This window comes from Geobacter grbiciae (assembly GCF_018531165.1).
Classification (GTDB): Bacteria; Desulfobacterota; Desulfuromonadia; order Geobacterales; family Geobacteraceae; genus Geobacter; species Geobacter metallireducens.
Genome location: NZ_JAHDIW010000007.1, coordinates 123,966 through 139,142, shown reverse-complemented (window position 1 = coordinate 139,142; position 15,177 = coordinate 123,966). Strand labels below are relative to the sequence as shown.

The following is a 15,177-nucleotide window of genomic DNA, read 5'->3' as shown; positions in this document are numbered from 1 at the left end:
GAAATCTGTCAAGGGATTATGCCGCACATCCCCCTCTACGTTTGCATTTCCAGTCAATCACTGTACCCTTGGAATCAGTACCGCGGCCATCAACTCCCTTGGCAGGTGAATCCCCATGAACGGCAGAACCTACAAGCTCGTCACCGGCATCATCTCTCTTTTCATCGCCCTCTTCCTGGCGTGGCGGATCGGCCTCTGGCTGGAGCCCGAACCGAAGCAGAGGAACCCGGCGCCGGCGGTGCCGTCCCCCGCCGCCAAGGAGCCCCCCTTTGTGACGGGAACAGTGCGGAAAGATCTCAACTTCGAGGTGCGGAACGTCAGGTTCGGCAACAGGGGGAAAACCGTGGAGGGAATCGGAATCGTCACCTTCGACAGCGATCGGTCGGACCTGAAGGCAGCGGCGGTGGCGATGCTGAAGAAGCTGAAGGAGAAAGTCCCGGCAGCGGAGAGAATCGTCCTGACCCTGAAACCCTCGGTGGACTGCCCCGTTTGTGCCATGGCCGAGGTTACCTGGGACCGGGGGAAGGTGGATATGCGCTACGGCATCCCCTCCCTGGAGCAGATGGAGGAGGCCAACACCCTCATCGGCACCAAGGATAAAAAGGGTGAAACGGTGGACCGCCCCCGCCTCTACCTCCCCGACAGGGAGACCTTCGCCGCGGGGCTTGCCATCACCCAGGCCATCGATGCAGCCCGGAAGAAAAACCCCTCACTCGGTGACGACCAGCTCCTGGAGCAGGCGGCCGCGGCCACGGGGCTCAACTACGCAGTTGCCCGGCGCAGCAGAGATTTCATGGCCGCCTACTACACAGCCACCGAATATGGAGAAGAGACCTTCACCCTCTCTCTTCCGTAGGGGCTGCGACTTTTACGCCATCTCGCCGCCGTCCTGGGATTAACGTGATTTCCCGTCAGAGGCCGGTCAACTCCTCCACCTTCAACTCCAAGTCGTCGCCGTTCACCCGGACGATCTTCCCCCCCTCATCCTCGCTTCGCACAAGGCCATCCTCCACCCACGAGAGAATCCGCGCCGAGGGAACGCCGAATTTCGCTGCCGCCTCATCGAGGGTATACCAGATTTTATCCATGGACATGACATTGCCTCCTTCCCGGGAACCTGCTTCCAGTATACCACCCCATACCGCAACCGTCTCCGGGACCACCGAACTTGACGGGGCAGGAACTCCGTGGTTATCTTGCTGCATACGGTATCGAAAGGAGCCCCATCAATGCCGGTCTACGAATTCTACTGCGCCGACTGCCACACCATCTTCAACTTCCTCTCCCGCCGGGTGGATACGGAGAAGCGCCCCGACTGCCCCCGGTGCGGCCGTCACGAACTGCAACGCCAGGTATCCCGCTTCGCCTTCTCCAAGGGGAGAACAGAAGAACCGCTGGAAGGGATGCCCGATCTGGACGAGGAAAAGCTGGAGCGGGCCATGATGGGGCTGGCCGGAGAGATGGAGGGGATGGACGAGAACGACCCCCGGCAGATGGCCCGCTTCATGCGCAAACTCCAGGATGCCACGGGGATGAATCTGGGATCGGGATTCGAGGAGGCCATGCGACGGCTGGAGGCAGGCGAAGACCCGGAAAAGATCGAGGCGGAGATGGGTGACCTCCTCGACGCCGACAATCCCTTTGCCAAAGAGGGGATTCGGGGGATAAAAAAGAGGCTCGCCCCCCCGGCCCACGACGATACGCTTTATACCATGTAATTGCGGCTATCAGGGGAGTTTCGCCCGCTCATACTGGGGAGGCCACGGAACGTTGACCCCGAGGGAACGGGCGGCGTGGAGGGGCCAGTAGGGATCCCTGAGCATCTCCCGGGCCAGGAGTACCGCGTCGGCGAGCCCCGTGGCCACGATCTGCTCCGCCTGGGCCGGGTCGGTAATGAAACCGACGGTCCCCGTGGGGATTCCGGCCTCGCGCCGGATGGCAGTGGCAAAGGGGGTCTGGTACCCCGATCCGAAGGGGATGACCGCGTCGGGAGTGAGGAAGCCGGCCGAGCAGTCGACGAGGTCGACGCCAGCCTCCCTCAGCTTTCGGGCAAGGACCACCGATTGATCCAGGTCCCATCCACCCTCGACCCAGTCGGTGGCGGATATCCGGACAAAGAGGGGGAGATCGGCGGGCCACACCTCCCGCACCGCCCGGGTCACCCGAAGGGGGAGACGGATCCGGTTCTCCAGGCTGCCGCCGAAGTCGTCCGTCCGTCGGTTCGAGAGGGGGGAGAGGAACTCGTGGAGAAGATAGCCGTGGGCCATGTGAATTTCCACCACCTGGAAACCGGCGGCCAACGCCCGTTGGGCCCCATCCCGGAACTGGCTGACCACATCGTCCATCTCCTCCACCGTCAGCTCCCGGGGAACGGGATAATCGGCCGCGAAGGGGCGGGGGCTCGGCGCCACCGGCTGCCACCCCCGGGCCTCTGGCCCCAAGGGGAGCCCGCCGCGCCAGGGGAGATCGGTGGAGGCCTTGCGGCCCGCATGGGCCAGTTGGATTCCGGGAACCGCCCCCTGCTCGGCGATGAAGCGGGTGATAGGGGCGAACCCCTCCCCATGCCGGTCGTCCCAGATGCCGCTGTCGTCGGGGCTGATGCGCCCCTCGGGACTCACCGCCGTCGCCTCCACCATCACGAGACCCGCTCCCCCCACGGCCCGGCTCCCCAAGTGGACCAGATGCCAGTCGGTAGGCATCCCGTCAAGGCTCGAATACTGGCACATGGGGGAGACGAAGATGCGGTTGCGGAAGGTGACCGACCGCAGGGTAAAGGGAGTGAAAAGGGCACTCATGGGGATCTCCTCCGTTCGTGGTGTTCAGGAAGAGTGTATCAGACGGAAGGGGGGAGTAAAGGAATGGAAGACGGGACAGACGGCTAGCGACGGCGACGGTGGAGCACTCCGTAGACCGCCAGGTTCAGGGCCGCCACCAGAAGCCCCACGGCTATCTGCCACCCCCGCGTGAGCCCAGGCGGGTAGATGAGCGGGACTATATAGTGCTCGATGAAGCTCTCCGTGTAGCCCGTCTCCCCGGCCAGGCGCCGGAAGCGGACCTCCAGGTAGGTCAGGGGGCAGACCTTGCCGCTCAGCTCGATCATGGCTCCCCATATGGCCGCCGGAACATGGAGCCATGCCAGCCGCGGCCACCGGAGCACCACAAGCCCGCCCAGCACCACGAAGAGCACGAACAGGCCGTGGACGAGCACCACCGCATCGGCAAGGAGCGAATACCCCATCACGCCTCCGGCACGCTCCCGGCTACTCCAGCACCTTCACCTCTTCCACGAAGTATTCCGTTTCCGCGAAGATCGTCGAGGGAACCCACTTGTGCTGCCCGTAGTGGAGAACGACCTTTTTCCCTACGGCAGCATTGATCTGTTGGGCGATGGCGTCATCCCTCACGCTGAACGCGAACTTCTCCGGGATTGCGCCGGGCACTGGAAGCATCTGCAGCTCACCCTCCCAGGTCTTGAACACCCATCCCTTTTTCGAGAACTTCTGCACGTATCCGGCGCGCTCCCCCGTGGAATAGGTCCAGGTGAGAGAAAACCATGTGTATCCGGCAATCGCCACCAGCACCAGCACCACTATTCCGGCTATCCCGCCGAATACTTTACCCTTTGTGATTGGCATACCATTCCCCCTTTTATCAAATTCTAATTTCGAAACAACCTACAACACCCCTCCCCTTCACTTCAAGGGAGAAATCACTCTCGTGTCCGCTTTACTTCCCCTTCCGATCCCCGCTCCCGCAGGAACTCCCCAAGTATCCGCCCCGTGTGGGAAACGCCGCCCATACGGGCCACCTCCTCCGGCGTTCCCTGGGCAACAACCATCCCGCCGCCGTCCCCCCCCTCGGGCCCCAGGTCCATGAGCCAGTCGGCCTCGGCGATGACGTCCAGGTTGTGCTCGATGACGACCACCGAATTCCCCGCCGCCACCAGCCGGTGGAGGACCCGGACCAGTTTCTCCACGTCGGCCATGTGGAGGCCGATGGTGGGCTCGTCCAGGATATAGAGGGAGTGGGGTGCGTTTCGCGGCACCCGGAGCGCGTCCTTCACCGGCTTCGCCTTGGCCAGCTCGGTGACGAGCTTGATCCGCTGGGCCTCGCCTCCGGAAAGGGTGGGGCTCTGCTGCCCCAGGGTCAGATACCCCAGTCCCACGTCCTGCAGCAGCTGAAGCGGGTGGAGGATGGCCCGGTGGGCGGCGAAGAACCCGACCGCCTCGTCCACGCTCATGGCCAGGAGGTCGCCGATGGATTTCCCCCGGTGGCGGACCATGAGGGTCTCGGCGTTGAAGCGCAAGCCCCCGCAGACCTCGCACGCCACCTTCACGTCGGGGAGGAAGCTCATCTCAATGGTCTTCACCCCCTGCCCCTCGCACTCGTCGCACCGCCCCCCCTTCACGTTGAAGGAGAAGCGGGAGGGGCCGTACCCCCGGAGCCGCGCCTCGGTGGTGCCGGCGTAGAGTTTCCGGATGGCGTCCCAGAACCCCACGTAGGTGGCGGGGCACGACCGGGGGGTCTTGCCGATGGGGGTCTGGTCCACCTCCAGGACGCGAGTGAGCTGCTCCCACCCGGTGATTTCCCGACACCCGGCCGCGGCATGGGCTCCCTTGCCGTGGGCCAGGAGCCCCTGGATGGAGGAGTGGAGGACGTTGCGCACCAGGGTGCTCTTGCCGCTCCCCGAGACGCCGGTGACGCAGACGAGCCGCCGGAGCGGGAAGGCGACGTCGACCCCTTGCAGGTTGTGGAGGGTGGCCCCCAGCACCTGGATACTCGGCTCCTCCGGTGTCGGTGCGGGACGCCGCTCCACGAGGGGGTGGCGCAGGGGCTCCGCCAGGTAGCGGCCGGTGAGGGAGTCCGGGGCCGCCATCACCTGTTCCAGGGTTCCCTCGGCCACCACCAGACCGCCGTTGACGCCGGCGCCGGGGCCCAGGTCGATGACGTGCTCGGCCCGGCGGATGGTTTCCTCGTCGTGCTCCACCACCACGATGGTGTTCCCCTTCCCCTCCAGCTTCCGCAGGGTGTCCAGGAGCATCCGGTTGTCCCGGGGATGGAGGCCGATGGTGGGCTCGTCCAGGATGTAGCAGACCCCCCGCAGGTTCGAGCCGAGCTGAGCCGCGAGCCTGATCCGCTGGGCCTCGCCACCGGAGAGGGTGGGTGCCGCCCGGTCCAGGGCGAGGTAGCCGAGCCCCACCTCGCCCAGGAAGGCGAGCCGCGTCGTGATCTCGGCCACGATATCCCGGGCGATGGCCGCCTCCCGCCCCTCCAGCCCCAGGTCGCGCACAAAGAAAGCCGCCTGGGTCACGGTAAGGGCCGTCAACTCGGCGATGTTCCGGTCCCGGAAGCGGACCGCCAGGGCCTCGGGGTTGAGGCGGGCGCCGTGGCAGGCGGAGCAGGTCCGCTCCTCACCCTCGAACCACTCGTTCCACCAGATCTCCTCGCCGGACTGCTCCGCGTCGAAGCCGGGGATCTCCAGCCCCGTGCCGAAGCAGCGGGGGCACCAGCCATGGCGGGAGTTGTAGGAGAAGAGCCGCGGGTCGGGCTCAGGAAAACTCTGGCCGCAGGAGGTGCAGGCGCGGAGCGTCGAGTAGAGCTGTTCCTCCCCCCCCGCCACCGCCACCCGCACCACCCCCTTGCCGAAGGCGAGGGCCCGGTCCAGCAGCTCCCGCAGCGCCCCCTCCCCTTTCGCCGCCACCGTGATCTCCCCCACGGGAAGGTCGATGTCATGTTCCCGGAAGCGGTCGAGCCGCGGCCACGGTTCCACGGGGGTCATGACGCCATCCACCCGGAGGCTTGTAAACCCTTTCCCGGCGGCCCACTTGGCCAAGTCGGTGTAGTACCCCTTACGGGCCGTGACCAGCGGCGCCAGGAGCGCCACCCGCTTCCCCCGGAAATCACGCAGGAGCCGGGCCACGATGGCATCCGGGGTCTGGGGGGTGATGGGGATGCTGCAGTCGGGGCAGTGCTGCACCCCGAGCTTCACGAAGAGGAGCCGGAGGAAGTGGTAGATCTCCGTCAGGGTCGCCACGGTGCTCTTGCGCCCCCCCCGGCTTGTCCGCTGCTCGATGGCCACCGTGGGGGGGATGCCGAGGACCGCGTCCACGTCGGGACGGGCCGCCGGCTGGACGAACTGGCGGGCGTAGGCGTTGAGGGATTCCAGGTAGCGCCGCTGCCCCTCGGCGAAGAGGATGTCGAAGGCGACGGTGGACTTGCCGCTCCCCGAGATGCCGGTGATGACCGTGAAGCGGTCCCGGGGGACGGCGATGGTGACGTTCTTCAGGTTGTGCTCCCGGGCGTGGACGATACGGATGGAGCGGTCCGGCACCACGGCGGGGGGCGCCTCTGCCACAGTCCGGGTCGACTCCCTCACCAGGGCGGCCAGTTCCTCCCCGTACTCCCGCAGGGCCCGACCGGTGTGGCTCTCATCGCACACCATCACCTCGTCCGGGGTGCCGGCGCAGACCAGCCGCCCGCCGCCGTCGCCCCCCTCGGGTCCCAGGTCCAGGAGCCAGTCGGCAGCGGCGATGACATCCAGGTTGTGCTCTATCACCACCAGGGAGTCGCCGGCCTCAAGGAGCCGTCGGAAGGCGGCCAGCAACCGGGCGATGTCCTCGAAGTGGAGGCCGGTGGTGGGCTCGTCGAATAAAAACAGGGACCGGGGACTTGAAACCGGGGACCGGGGACCAGGGACCGGGGACCGGGAAAACCTTTTCTTCCCCGCCTCGGCCAGGTGGCCGGCCAGCTTCAGGCGCTGGGCCTCGCCGCCGGAGAGGGTCGGCACCGGCTGGCCCAGGCGGAGGTAGCCGAGGCCGACGGCCTCCAGGGGTTCGAGACCCCGGAGCACCTCCCGCTGGCCGGCGAAGAAGGCCACCGCCTCGGTCACGGTCATCTCCAGCACGTCAGCGATGGAGACGGGGCGCCCATCCCCGGCCGGCACGAGTCGCACCTCCAGCACCTCGGGGCGGTAGCGGCGGCCGTCGCAGTCGGGGCAGCGCAGATACACGTCGGAGAGGAACTGCATCTCCACGTGCTCGAAGCCGTTGCCGCCGCAGGCGGGGCAGCGCCCGGTGCCAGCGTTGAAACTGAAGGTGCCGGTGGTGTACCCCCGCTCCCTGGCCAGGGGCTCGGCCGCGAAGAGCTTGCGGATGGCGTCGAAGGCCCCCACGTAGCTGGCAGGGTTGGAGCGGGTCGTCTTGCCGATGGGGGACTGGTCCACCAGCACCACGTCGCCGATCAGCTCCGCGCCGTTGATGGCGGCGTGGGCCCCCGGCAGCTCCGTCGGCTTCCCCTTCAGCTTCAGAAGCCCCCGGTGGAGCACATCCTGGACCAGAGTCGATTTGCCCGAGCCGGAGACGCCGGTGATGCAGACGAGGCGGTTCAGGGGGATGCGGACGTCGATCCCCGCGAGGTTGTGGGCGGCGGCGGCGAGGATTTCGAGGTATCCGGCATTCTCCCTCTCCTCTCCCCTCACCCCAACCCTCTCCCGGCGGGAGAGGGGGCTATCATAACCCTCGCCCTCCGGGAGAGGGTGGCCGAAGGCCGGGTGAGGGCTCACCCGCCGTCTCCCCGCCAGGTACTCCCCCGTCAGCGACCGTTTCTCCCGCAGAATCCCCCCCGGCGTGCCGAAGAAGACCACCTCGCCCCCCCGCTCCCCCGGTCCGGGGCCGAGATCCAGCAGTCGGTCGGCGGCGAGCATCACCTGTGGGTCGTGCTCCACCACCAGGAGCGTATTACCGGCGTCCCGCAACTGCCGGAGCACGCCGATCACCCGCCCCATATCCCGGGGATGGAGGCCGATGGAGGGTTCGTCCAGCACGAAGAGGGTGTTGACGAGGGAGGTCCCCAAGGCCGTGGTCAGATTGATCCGCTGCACCTCGCCGCCGGAGAGGGTCCGGGACTGGCGATCCAGGGTCAGGTAGCCGAGCCCCACCGTCCCCAGGTAGCCGAGGCGGGCACGGATCTCCCGCAGGAGCAGCTCCGCCGCCTCGTCCAGGGGGGGCGGCAGCGCCAGGGCGCCGAAGAACTCGGTGCAGCGGTCCAGGGGGAGAAGCATGACATCGTGGATGGTGAGGCCGGGAAGATTACGCAGGATCTCATCGGACAGCTCCATCCCCTCGGGGCGAAAGCGGAGCTCCGGGGCGAGAACCCGGTCGGCCTCCTCCTTCGTCCCGAGCCGCCAGAGGAGCGCATCGGGGCTCAGGCGCGCCCCCCGACAGGCGGGGCAGAGGGTGTAGGCCCGGTACTTGGAGAGGAGCACCCGGATGTGCATCTTGTAGCTCTTGGTTTCGAGCCAGTCGAAGAAGCGCCGCACCCCGTACCAGAGCCCGTCCTCCCAGGAGCCCTCTCCCTCGATTACCCACTCCCGCTGGGCCTCCGTCAGCTCCCGCCACGGCACGTCGGCGGGGATACCGCGCTTGGCGGCGAAGGTCATCAGGTCGTCCTGGCACTCCCGGTAGCTCTCGGTCTGCCACGGCTTCACCGCGCCGCCGGCCAGGGTCTTGGACTCGTCGGGGATCACGAGGCCGTGGTCGATGCCGATCACCCGGCCGAACCCCCGGCAGGTGGCGCAGGCCCCCACTGGCGAGTTGAAGGAGAAGAGATGGGGGGCCGGGTCGTGGTAGGAGATGTCGCAGTCGGGGCAGTGGAGGTCGGTGGAGAAGCGCCACGGCCCCCCCGGCGCGCCGTCGCCGCCGAGGGGATAGATGAAGAGCCGCCCGTGGCCGACCCGCAGCGCCCCCTCCATACCCTCCACCAGCCGCGAGCGGTTCTCCGGGTCCAGCCGCGTGCGGTCCTGGATCACCTCCAGGACGCCGCCCTCCTCCCGGTGGATGCGGGTGTACCCCTGGCCGGCCAGAAACCCCTTCACCTCGTCGGCGGAAAAGTTCGCCGGTACCGGCACCGGGAAGGTGACGAGGACAGAGGGGGAGAGGGAGAGATTTTTACCCTCGCCCTCCGGGAGAGGGTGGCCGGAGGCCGGGTGAGGGCCTCGCGCCAGCAACTCATCCACAATGCTCTCCGGCGTGTCGCGCCTGACCGGCCGACCGCAACCGCGGCAGAAGAGCCGCGCCCCCCGGGCGAAGAGGAGCTTCAGGTGGTCGTTCAGCTCCGTCATGGTTCCCACGGTGGAGCGGGAGGTGCGGACCGGGTTGGTCTGGTCGATGGCAATGGCCGGGGGGATGCCGTCGATCCGATCCACCGCCGGACGGTCCATCCGCTCCAGGAACTGGCGGGCGTAGGGAGAGAAGGTCTCCACGTAGCGGCGCTGCCCCTCGGCATAGACCGTGTCGAAGGCCAGGGACGACTTCCCCGACCCGGAGACGCCGGTGACGACGATCAGCTCGCCGAGGGGAAGGTCGAGATCGAGATTTTTGAGGTTGTTCTGGCGGGCGTTGCGGATGGAAATCGATTCGTGGCTCATGGGGAGAGAGTATAGCAGGCAAAACGTGCACCTGCCACGTCAGCGGCCACGTTCAGCGTCCTCACCTAACAGCAGGCAGCCTCACGAACTGCCGTTGCCGTCAAACGGTTCCGCCTGACGCGTCTCACGCAGGACACGGACATCACGGCGAGGAAAGGGTATCTCGATTCCATGCTCGACAAAGGAGCGGTAAACGGCATAGTTAAGGTTACTCGTCAGGAGACCCCGCCGGTGAATGAGGGTGGTGCTCCAGACCCTAAGCTCGAAGTTGAGGCCATTGTCGCCGAACTCCATGAGCCGAACCCCGGGAGCCGGCTTTTCCAGCACATCCGGGTTTGCAGCCGCGACATCCAGCAGCAGCCGCTCCACCTGCTGGACATCGCTTTCGTAGGCGACGCTGACCGGTATCCGGAATCGGACCTTTCGCTCGTTGTGGCTCCAGTTCACCACATTTTCGGTGATGAACTTCGAGTTGGGGACAATGATCGTAATGTTGTCGTTGGTCACCACCGTGGTGCTTCTGCCGCCGATATGCACCACGTCACCCTCCACGTTGCCCACCACGATCCGATCCCCCACCTTGATGGGGCGCTCGAAGAGGATGAGGATGCCGCAAACGAGGTTGTTGACGATGTTCTGGAGGCCGAAACCGACACCGATTCCAACGGCGCCGGCCAGGACGTTGAGGGTGGTGAGGTCGATGCCGGCGGTCTGGAGAATGATTATGAAACCGATGGCAATGATGGTGTAACGGATAATGGAGCCGGTGGCCTGGCGAGTACCCAGCTCCATCCTCGTCCGGGTGAGGAACTGATCCACGATCCAGCCCCGGAGTTTTCCCGAGAGGTAGAAGAGGAGCCCCACCAGCACCACAAGCTGGATAATGGTCCAGAGGGTCACCGGCGTACTGCCCAGCTTCACGAGGGGGACTTCGAGGAATTGCTTGATCTGAATCAGGATGTCGCGAAAGGTTTCCATCAAGCCTCCTTGCGATAAAGGCCAGAACCGGGGGTTCGCTTTTTCACAGGAATCTCCCTATAACGGCACGGGCTTTCCGGGGGCATTGGCGGTCGAGATAGGCTTTCTCCAATTCTAGATGAGGGTTGAGATTGTGCAACTTCAGGAGCGCGGCACCGAGGGAATTGAACTTCAGGTGCGGACAGGATCGGACAGAAGGTTAAGTATGATGTCCCCGTAATTTGCCCACCCGGCCCTGGCCCTCGTCTTCATCATCCCCTTCCTCCCCCATCCTCCAAGGGAATCGGCGCACCTCTTCGAGGAAGCCCCCCGCGACACTTCCCCCCTCGCCCGTTTCGAGCACGACTGGAAGATCGTCGTCGACTTCGGCCTCTTCCTCTTCGGCCTCGCCAACGCAGGGGTCCGCTTCTCATCCGTGGGGACGGCCACCTGGCTCGTGCTGACGGCCCTTCTGGTCGGCAAGACAGTGGGCATCTTCACCTTGGGCTCCCTGGGGCAGGCCCTCGGCTTCCCCCTTCCTGCCAAAGTCGGATCCAAGGAACTGGCGTTGACGGGGCTGGTGGCCGGCATGGGGCTCACCGTCGCCCTCTTCGTGGCAGGGGTAGCCTTCGTGGAGCCCGACATCCAGGGTGCGCCAAAGATGGGGGCGCTCCTCTCGGGAGGCGTGCTCCTGGTGGCCGTGGCCCTCGGCCGAGTTCTGAAGGTACGACGGATTCCCTGTGCAGGACAAACTGGCCCCGAACCGTGGCCATGGCGAAAAACTCGGGTAATATTGCTAACACCAAGCAGCATTGACCGATCAGCCCGGGGAGCGAACATGGCAACCTTTGGAGTGCGGGTTTTCTGCATTATTCTTCTACTTCTGGCCTGCCAGACGCTCCCCATCCCGGCAGCTTACAGCGAGAATATCCACGATGAAGCGGCCCAGTTCCTGCGGCAACGCATCGAATCGGCTGATACCCCACCGAAGATCGTGGCAGAGGGGGAAATCCTCCTTGCCTCCGAAGCCGTCACCGGATTCTACCAGGGCCGGGCGTTCCAGCCGGCCTGGATTGGTGCCGACGGGCCATCGCACCTGGCCGACTCCCTGCTGGAGGCACTCCATGGGGCCGAGGCAGAGGGGCTGAAACCCCACGACTACCATCTGGCAAGAATCGAAACCCTGCTTGCGGCGGCACGCCAGAAACCCCAGCGGCCCGAGGCGCTGGCGGACCTCGACCTCCTGCTCACCGACGCATACCTCCTCTATGCCTCCCACCTCCTTGCGGGGCACGTGAACCCGGAGACGCTCCAGACGGAATGGCATATCAGCCGCACCGAAGCGGACCCGGCGGCAATTCTGCGCAAAGCCCTCGAATCCGGCGACATCAAAGCGAGCCTGACCAGCCTTCTCCCCGCTGATCCCGCCTATGGGCGACTCAAGGAGGCCCTCGCGCACTACCGGGAAATCCGCGCACAGGGGGGATGGCCCCCCGTCCCGGACGGCCCCATGCTCCGGACAGGCGACACCGGCCCCCGTGTAGCCGCCCTTCGCGCCCGCCTGGTGGCCACCGCCGACCTCGATGCCGACTTCGCCCAAGGAGAGGAGTTCGACGAAGAGGTGGAGGAAGCCGTGTTCCACTTCCAGCTTCGCCACGGCCTCGACCCCGACGGAGCCGTGGGCCCCCAGACCTTGGTCGCTCTCAACGTCCCGGTAGAGGAGCGGGAGAAACAGATCGTGGTGAATCTGGAACGCCGGCGATGGCTCCCGGCTGAACTTGGCAGCCGCTATATTCTGGTGAACGTAGCCGATTTCAGGCTTGAAGTGGTGGACGGGGGAAAGGTTGTGCTTGAGATGAAAGCCATCGTGGGGCGTCCGTACCGCCAGACGCCGTCATTTACCGCCACGATGACCCACCTCGTTTTCAGCCCCTACTGGAACATTCCCCACAGCATCGCCGTGAAGGATCTCCTCCCCAAAATCCAGAAGGACCGCCGCTTCCTGGCGAAGGAGAAGATACGGGTTTTCCGGGGATGGGGCGCGAACGCACGGCAGATCGATCCGTGGAGCATAAATTGGCGGCGTCTCAGCGAGGACAATTTCCCCTACCGGCTCCGTCAGGACCCCGGCCCCCGCAACTCCCTGGGTCGCGTCAAATTCATGCTCCCCAACCGGTTCGATGTCTACATCCACGACACCCCCAGCCGGGAACTGTTCGAGATGGCCGTGCGGGGCTTCAGCTCAGGGTGTATCCGGATAGACAAGCCCGTGGAGCTTGCCGAGTACCTTCTGGCCGATGACCCGTCGTGGCCTCAGGAGAAAATCCTGGAACTCATGGAGCAACAGCGGGAGAAAAGGGTGCGCCTGGCACGGCCGATTACCGTTTACTTCCTCTACTGGACCGCATGGGTGGACAGGGATGGGGTGATCCAGTTTCGCGATGACCTCTACTCCCGGGATGCCCTTGTGTCAGCCGCCCTGGATACACCGCCCCCTTCCCCGTAAGGTTGTGACACGTCGGGCTCCCGCCCCTGAACAGGCATGAAAAGCTTCCTTCCGCGCCCCCGGGAGCTTGACATCCCTCCATTCGGAAGATATTTTCGTGAACGATCATTTATCATTTTGCCCACCAAGGGACTTCATGCAGGAACGCTGGAACGAAGCCAAAGACGTCAGGCTTCCTATATAGGAAACCTCTCGGGTTTCTTATATAAGAAACAAGCATCCTTTATAGGAAACAAGTTTCTTATATAGGAAAACCTATTAATAGCGAGTTATACCCCCAAAAGAAAGAGAGGAATAACGGCATGAAATTTTTTGGAATTTGTTTAATGGTTGCAGGTTTAGCTTGGGGCATCTTCGCCTTCAACATGGAAACTTCAATTACAACCGAGGGCCAAACCTTCGGAGAAGGTTTGTACTCCATAAGGGTTCCGAGCCCAAACTGAATTGAGTTTAGCTGAAGCAATGGAGTTGAGGAAATAGGCATAACCAGCCTGTCGGACGCTGACCGTGCGGAAAAGACCCCCGCACGGCAGGTCAACAGGGCACGGTAGTGTAGACACCTCAAACCAACAGAGGTGTCGAAATTGGCAAAGATATTGGGACCAAGAAAAGTGCGCAGCTATAGCAAGAACCAGTAGCCTGTCCCGAATGGCGCTAGTTTAAGGCCTTTTCCCATGGTAAAATAGCTGAAAATATTGGCTAAAAATGGCATAATGCGCCATGAGATATTCGACACCGATGTTACCGGGCTTTCATCTCCAGGCCCTCCGCCGCAAGCCTCGCTCAGAGTCACAAAAACTTGCTGACAAGTTGGCTTTTTTGCAGCAAAAGTCTATTAAGCAAGTCGGAGAGGTCTTTGAAAAGTTCATACCGAAGGCACTTCTCAAGCCGGAGAAAGACGGTGTGATGAGCCGCCGAAGGCTGTTCTCCAAGGAGAACACTTTCTGGGCTTTTTTCAGCCAGATCCTCGATGCTGACGGAGGTTGCAAAGAAGTGATTCGCAAGCTTCAGGCGTACGCTTCAATCAAGGGAATCGCCTTTCCTTCCTCCTCAACCGCCTCCTATTGCACCGCCCGTAAGAAGCTTGATATTCAGACTCTCACCGATATCTTTGAACATACCACCAGGCAGCGGGAACGGCTGCCCAGGACTGGCCGCTTGAACAACCGGCGGGTGATTGTTGTCGACGGCACGGGTGTGAGCATGCCGGACACGGTCAAGAATCAGGAGGTTTGGCCTCAATCGACCGGTCAACAACCGGGGTGCGGATTCCCCACGGCCCGTATTTGCGCCTGCTTCTCGCTGACAACCGGAGCCTTGCTCAGCTATGCCACTGGCAACAAAAAAAGCCATGAACTTCGGCTGTTTCGCCAACAGTGGAAGACGTTCAAGTCAGGAGACATCTTCCTGGGCGACAAGGGGTTTTGCAGCTATTTTGACATGGCCCAACTGAGGGACCAGGGCGTTGATAGCGTGGTCACCCTCGCACGAAGAGCACCGGTTCGATCGGCCCAAAGCCTGAAGAAGCTCGGCACCTATGACTTACTGATAACTTGGCCCCGCCCTCGCTACAGCAACAAGCCGTCGTATTCGAAGGAGGAATGGGGCACCCTCCCGGAGGAATTAACCTTGCGGCAGATCAGGGTAACTGTGCCCTGTCCGGGCTTCAGGGTTCAGCACTTTTACATTGTCACCACGTTGCTGGACCCCGTTCAATACCCCGCTGCCGAGATTGCCGATCTCTATTTCCAGCGCTGGGATGTCGAGCTTTTTTTCCGTGACATCAAGACAACCATGGGGATGGATGTGCTGCGATGCCAGACACCGGAAATGATTCGAAAAGAAGTCTTGATGAACTTCATTGCCTACAACTGTATTCGGCAACTGATGTCCGAGGCGGCCAGAGAGGCTGATCTTGCGGTTCGGGATGTCAGCTTCAAAGGCAGTCTACAGGCCCTACGCAACTGGGAGCCCCATTTAAATCAAGCAAAGGTCAGCAGGGCAGAACGTTTACGATTGATGTGTGACTTGTACGAGGCGATCACCGACACTCCGATCCGACAACGCCCTGGTCGAAGTGAACCTCGATGTCGCAAACGCCGGCCGAAAAATTACGAGCTCATGACCACCCCAAGGCAGCAAATGAAGGAGATCCCACACCGGAACAGATATCATGCTAGTAATGCTTAAACTAGCGCCATTCTAGCCTGTCCCCTTTTTTTGTCCCGGTGGTATTGCCTCCGTGCAGATGGAGCTAAACAACGACGCAGACCTGTTGATAGCGACTGGT

General features: G+C 63.5%; 10 protein-coding genes and 1 pseudogene. 5 read left to right on the top strand and 6 right to left on the bottom strand.

Annotated elements, in window-relative coordinates:
• Positions 1 to 115 precede the first annotated feature (115 nt).
• A complete protein-coding gene (locus KJB29_RS10575; protein ID WP_215734548.1) occupies positions 116 to 856 on the top strand; it encodes a hypothetical protein in 741 nt (246 codons plus the stop codon).
• A gap of 55 nt (positions 857 to 911) precedes the next feature.
• On the opposite strand, the gene KJB29_RS10570 is transcribed toward KJB29_RS10575, so the two are convergent.
• Positions 912 to 1,094 carry a MerR family transcriptional regulator gene (locus tag KJB29_RS10570; RefSeq protein WP_004513459.1) on the bottom strand — a complete coding sequence of 61 codons (183 nt, stop codon included), beginning with the start codon at positions 1,092 to 1,094 and terminating at the stop codon, positions 912 to 914.
• 135 nt (positions 1,095 to 1,229) lie between these two features.
• Here KJB29_RS10570 and KJB29_RS10565 point away from each other — a divergent pair, with 135 nt between their 5' ends.
• The gene (locus KJB29_RS10565) at positions 1,230 to 1,718 is read left to right on the top strand and encodes an FmdB family zinc ribbon protein (protein WP_004513458.1); all 489 of its coding nucleotides are present in this window, start codon (positions 1,230 to 1,232) and stop codon (positions 1,716 to 1,718) included.
• Between the two features lie 9 nt (positions 1,719 to 1,727).
• Here the strand turns inward: KJB29_RS10565 and KJB29_RS10560 are convergent, their stop codons facing one another.
• The 5 genes from KJB29_RS10560 to KJB29_RS10540 form a co-directional block, all read right to left on the bottom strand.
• Entirely contained in the window at positions 1,728 to 2,795 is a 1,068-nt protein-coding gene (locus tag KJB29_RS10560) for an NADH:flavin oxidoreductase/NADH oxidase (protein WP_004513457.1), read from the bottom strand.
• Positions 2,796 to 2,878: 83 nt separating this feature from the next.
• Positions 2,879 to 3,238, bottom strand: a complete 360-nt coding sequence (locus tag KJB29_RS10555) for a DUF2784 domain-containing protein (RefSeq protein ID WP_004513456.1) — start codon at positions 3,236 to 3,238, stop codon at positions 2,879 to 2,881.
• A 22-nt stretch (positions 3,239 to 3,260) separates the two neighbouring features.
• The gene (locus KJB29_RS10550; RefSeq protein ID WP_004513455.1) at positions 3,261 to 3,635 is read right to left on the bottom strand and encodes a hypothetical protein; all 375 of its coding nucleotides are present in this window, start codon (positions 3,633 to 3,635) and stop codon (positions 3,261 to 3,263) included.
• 74 nt (positions 3,636 to 3,709) lie between these two features.
• On the bottom strand, positions 3,710 to 9,424 hold the full coding sequence (gene uvrA / locus KJB29_RS19705) for an excinuclease ABC subunit UvrA (RefSeq protein ID WP_215734547.1): 5,715 nt from the start codon (positions 9,422 to 9,424) through the stop codon (positions 3,710 to 3,712).
• Positions 9,425 to 9,505: 81 nt separating this feature from the next.
• On the bottom strand, positions 9,506 to 10,402 hold the full coding sequence (locus tag KJB29_RS10540; protein WP_215734546.1) for a mechanosensitive ion channel family protein: 897 nt from the start codon (positions 10,400 to 10,402) through the stop codon (positions 9,506 to 9,508).
• A 226-nt stretch (positions 10,403 to 10,628) separates the two neighbouring features.
• On the opposite strand from KJB29_RS10540, the pseudogene KJB29_RS19830 reads away from it, so the two are divergent.
• The 3 genes and pseudogenes from KJB29_RS19830 to KJB29_RS10530 all read left to right on the top strand — a co-directional run.
• Positions 10,629 to 11,120, top strand: a pseudogene (locus KJB29_RS19830) (Na+/H+ antiporter NhaA); the annotation flags it as partial.
• Between the two features lie 99 nt (positions 11,121 to 11,219).
• Positions 11,220 to 12,887, top strand: a complete 1,668-nt coding sequence (locus KJB29_RS10535; protein ID WP_246561166.1) for a L,D-transpeptidase family protein — start codon at positions 11,220 to 11,222, stop codon at positions 12,885 to 12,887.
• Between the two features lie 720 nt (positions 12,888 to 13,607).
• Positions 13,608 to 15,077 carry an IS4 family transposase gene (locus KJB29_RS10530; RefSeq protein ID WP_215734544.1) on the top strand — a complete coding sequence of 490 codons (1,470 nt, stop codon included), beginning with the start codon at positions 13,608 to 13,610 and terminating at the stop codon, positions 15,075 to 15,077.
• The last annotated feature ends 100 nt before the right edge of the window (positions 15,078 to 15,177 follow it).